The 1,200-nt window shown below is 56.6% G+C and carries 1 rRNA gene (cut by a window edge); it reads left to right on the forward strand.

The features are described from left to right. Positions 1–1,195, forward strand: a 23S ribosomal RNA gene (locus tag ACWCRD_RS44940) (it extends 1,375 nt beyond the left edge of the window). The last annotated feature ends 5 nt before the right edge of the window (positions 1,196–1,200 follow it).

The raw sequence follows: 1,200 nt of genomic DNA on the forward strand, positions 1-1,200 counted from the left end.
TCTGGTGATGAGTCTTGCACTCTGAGCTGGGGGTGGCCGCAGAGACCAGCGAGAAGCGACTGTTTACTAAAAACACAGGTCCGTGCGAAGCCGTAAGGCGATGTATACGGACTGACGCCTGCCCGGTGCTGGAACGTTAAGGGGACCGGTTAGCTCCATTTCGGTGGGGCGAAGCTGAGAACTTAAGCGCCAGTAAACGGCGGTGGTAACTATAACCATCCTAAGGTAGCGAAATTCCTTGTCGGGTAAGTTCCGACCTGCACGAATGGCGTAACGACTTCTCGACTGTCTCAACCATAGGCCCGGTGAAATTGCACTACGAGTAAAGATGCTCGTTTCGCGCAGCAGGACGGAAAGACCCCGGGACCTTTACTACAGTTTGATATTGGTGTTCGGTTCGGCTTGTGTAGGATAGCTGGGAGACTGTGAAGCTTGGACGCCAGTTCAGGTGGAGTCGTCGTTGAAATACCAGTCTGGTCGTGCTGGATGTCTAACCTGGGTCCGTGATCCGGATCAGGGACAGTGTCTGATGGGTAGTTTAACTGGGGCGGTTGCCTCCTAAAGGGTAACGGAGGCGCCCAAAGGTTCCCTCAGCCTGGTTGGCAATCAGGTGTTGAGTGTAAGTGCACAAGGGAGCTTGACTGTGAGACCGACGGGTCGAGCAGGGACGAAAGTCGGGACTAGTGATCCGGCGGTGGCTTGTGGAAGCGCCGTCGCTCAACGGATAAAAGGTACCCCGGGGATAACAGGCTGATCTTCCCCAAGAGTCCATATCGACGGGATGGTTTGGCACCTCGATGTCGGCTCGTCGCATCCTGGGGCTGGAGTCGGTCCCAAGGGTTGGGCTGTTCGCCCATTAAAGCGGTACGCGAGCTGGGTTTAGAACGTCGTGAGACAGTTCGGTCCCTATCCGCTGTGCGCGCAGGAGTCTTGAGAAGGGCTGTCCCTAGTACGAGAGGACCGGGACGGACGAACCTCTGGTGTGCCAGTTGTTCTGCCAAGGGCATGGCTGGTTGGCTACGTTCGGGAGGGATAACCGCTGAAAGCATCTAAGCGGGAAGCCTGCTTCGAGATGAGGACTCCCACCCACTTGATGGGGTAAGGCTCCCAGTAGACGACTGGGTTGATAGGCCGGATCTGGAAGCACCGCAAGGTGTGGAGGTGACCGGTACTAATAGGCCGAGGGCTTGTCCTCAGTTG

It is taken from the genome of Streptomyces sp. NPDC002092, from assembly GCF_053593775.1.